Annotated in this window: 5 protein-coding genes; all 5 read left to right on the forward strand. The window is 56.5% G+C overall.

What is annotated here, in order from left to right:
* Positions 1 to 537, forward strand: a 537-nt coding sequence (locus HMPREF1137_RS01385) for a hypothetical protein (RefSeq protein WP_231283991.1), incomplete at its 5' end; no start/stop codon positions are given.
* A 327-nt stretch (positions 538 to 864) separates the two neighbouring features.
* Positions 865 to 1,164 (forward strand): hypothetical protein, encoded by a 300-nt coding sequence (locus tag HMPREF1137_RS10490; RefSeq protein WP_231283993.1) that lies wholly within the window; start codon positions 865 to 867, stop codon positions 1,162 to 1,164.
* A 25-nt stretch (positions 1,165 to 1,189) separates the two neighbouring features.
* A complete protein-coding gene (locus HMPREF1137_RS01395) occupies positions 1,190 to 1,651 on the forward strand; it encodes a hypothetical protein (protein WP_007587970.1) in 462 nt (153 codons plus the stop codon).
* A 45-nt stretch (positions 1,652 to 1,696) separates the two neighbouring features.
* Positions 1,697 to 2,260, forward strand: coding sequence for an Imm61 family immunity protein (locus tag HMPREF1137_RS01400; protein WP_007587978.1), 564 nt, complete (start codon positions 1,697 to 1,699; stop codon positions 2,258 to 2,260).
* Positions 2,261 to 2,282: 22 nt separating this feature from the next.
* Positions 2,283 to 2,747: a hypothetical protein gene (locus HMPREF1137_RS01405; protein WP_034496226.1), complete on the forward strand. Its 465-nt coding sequence runs from the start codon at positions 2,283 to 2,285 to the stop codon at positions 2,745 to 2,747.
* Positions 2,748 to 2,924 lie beyond the last annotated feature (177 nt).

Here is a 2,924-nt window from a genome sequence, read left to right on the forward strand (position 1 = left end):
ACTGCCTGCAACACCCACAAGCGTAAACTTCTCAACCACGGTGCTAGACGACACCCAGGAAGGACCGCCACCATGCTCGACCAGCACACCGACCTCATCGAACGCCTCCTGCGTGGCTCATCGACCAGGACACGGGAGTTCAACCAGGGTTGGTCTTTTACGAATGATGGCGCCCTCTATTTCACTGTCTGGGACGAGGACGGGAACACCTTCTTTGCATGGTCGGAGAGACAACCGGACACCGCTGCTTCCGTGTATACAGATAGCGACACCGTCACGGCCTACTTGTTGACGATGGAGCTGGGAGCGAAGCGTGCCATGGCGCTTCCTTTCGACGTGCCGAGATTCCCCACAAAGATCGATCAGCTCCCACCATTATGGGCAGCCGATAAGACCCAGCAGCCACCGACTTTGCGCTACCACCGCACCGACGATGCACGCCTGCACTTCTACTGCTCCTCGGAATTCTACGGTGTGCCCCTCACTCACGCGATGCAATACGATCTCGAAGACCTCCTGAAGAAATACATGGCCTAGGCCAACGACTACACTGACGAGGCCCTCAGCCTCGCGACACGCAACTTCGAATGCACTTCCGACTAGCCGAGAAACAGCGAGGCGCTCCCAGCTATGACGACATCAATTGCCCGAGACACATTCATCCAGTCTCTCGTGACTTCGCTGAACCGAGAGCTGTATGTAGAAACCGAGGACCACATCCGTTTCCCGAGCTATGACCCTCTCATCCAGCTTCACGTGTGGCGCGAGGGCGAGGAGTACGTATGCGGGTTCAGCGAACGACTCAGTGGCCCTAGCACCGAGATCTGGGCGAACTCTCTAACACCGATTAAGCAGTGGCTCGTCATGGATAACATCGATCTGTTGCACTGGCACCTAGGCCTTGAACGATTCGGAATCCGATTCCGAAATCTGCTTGTCGCGCCGCATTGGTCTCACCGTCCCGGCACGACCGACTACTCCGTCGAGCTGCGCCACAACGACGAGCCCACCGGCATCTACGCGGGCAAGAACTCGCCCGAAGCTACCACACTCACGTGGTTCCTCAACCACTCGCCCGAGCGTCTCCTCGAAATCGCACACATCGAAAGCACCAAGGAAGCCTGCCAGGCCCTGTTCGGCATGCCACGCGTCCCCTTCGCCTAGCCCCACGGACAGACAGGAGTAACACATGCTATGGGAACAGTTTCGAAGCCTCGCGCTCCCACTCCTCGGCGAGCACTTTCCCCCGGAGCTCATCGAAGACAACGGCGACAGCATCGTTTTCACCAGCAGGCGTGACTACAGCAGCTACGTTCTCACCGAGGCTGAGAGGGGAATCGTCATTGCCTTCGAGGGTGAACGAAACACCGTGGTCCCGTTCTGCATAACCCAATCCCTCGAACTCGCCGCCACGTGTCTCACTCTGCTCGCACGCGACGGGATAGCCACGCTCACGGACATGTCCTACACGCCTCAGGATCTCTTGGGCCCCATCCCACACACAGCATTCACCATTTCGAAGAATTCCCCACCGTTTTTCGATCTCACGTCGACTATCGATCCCACGGTATCCGCCAAATGCCGATCATTCCGATGCGCTCGGGCTATCGCCGAGGCCTCGACCCCCTCCCTGGGTTCACCGCGGCTGTAGAATCGAGACAGTCGATCCTGCGCCCCAAGGAGGAGTAACTCTCGCATGAACGAGGAACTCGCCGCATACATCACGCGCCTGTGCGAACTCTCCGGGCACACGACCCGGATCGAGAAAGACCTGATTCTCGTCGAGCCGGGTGAAGACTTTATCTACGACGCTTTCACCATGGTCAAGGAGTACTACGCCTACGGCGAGGTCGATAAGTACTCATTCGGCGGGGCACGCTTTAGCTCGGTCTCCTTGGAGATCTTCAAGAAGTTCGCGATCATGCATTTCGCCGCCGACATTCGTGCAGCACGCCAGCTCCCGCCCCTCAGTGTCCCAGCAGTGACCGACGTTCACCCCAGCTTTTCCATCGAATTCGTAGAGCCGATTAGCTACTTCCTGATAAGCAAAGCCTCCCCCATTCCCAAAACATACACAAACGTCTCGCCAACTGCGCTGCTCTCGTTGTCATATCTGATGGGCACATCAAGCGAGGACCTGCTCTCCCTCGTCCTCGAACCGTCGGGCGCCGAATACGCCGCGCTCTTCGACCGCTCACCCACATCCACACCCACTGGCGTGAAACTCCAGAACAATAGCAACCATGTAAGCATCCTCTGATCGCAGCGGAAGGACCACCACCATGTTGGAACAGCACACTGAGCTCATCGAACGCCTTTTGTGCGACTCTTTGACAAGAACAAGTGAATTCAACGGGGGTTGGACTTTTACGAATGATGGCACCCTCTATTTCACTGTCTGGGACAAGGATGGAACCACGTTCTTCTCATGGTCGGAAAGAGAACCGTCGACTAGTGCTGATCTTCAGACTGATTCTGATTCTGTCGCTGCCTACGTATTAACGACGGAGCTGGGATCAATGCGTGCCATGGCACTGCCTTTCGACGTACCGAGATTCCCTAGTAAGATCGATCAACTCCACCCGTCATGGGTAGCCGACAAGACCCCGTTGCCACCCGCCTTGTTCTACCACCGCATTGAGGATCCCAGTGTCTGCTTTTATTCAAGCAGCCCCTTCGATGCCGTGCCCATCACTTACGCGATGGAATACGACCTCGAAGACCTCCTCAAGAAATACATGGCCTAAGCCAACGACTAACACCACGCACGCTGACGAGACCACCGGCCTCTGGGCCAGCCAGCCTCAAGTTCTCGACAAACGACTCAGGAAAGCATGAGACACTACAGACTATGACAACGATCAGCGACAATGAGTTCATCAATACCCTGACCTCACTCATGAACAGGCCTGTGAAGGCACTAA

The organism is Actinomyces sp. ICM39, from assembly GCF_000282935.1.
Lineage (GTDB): Bacteria > Actinomycetota > Actinomycetes > Actinomycetales > Actinomycetaceae > Pauljensenia > Pauljensenia odontolytica_B.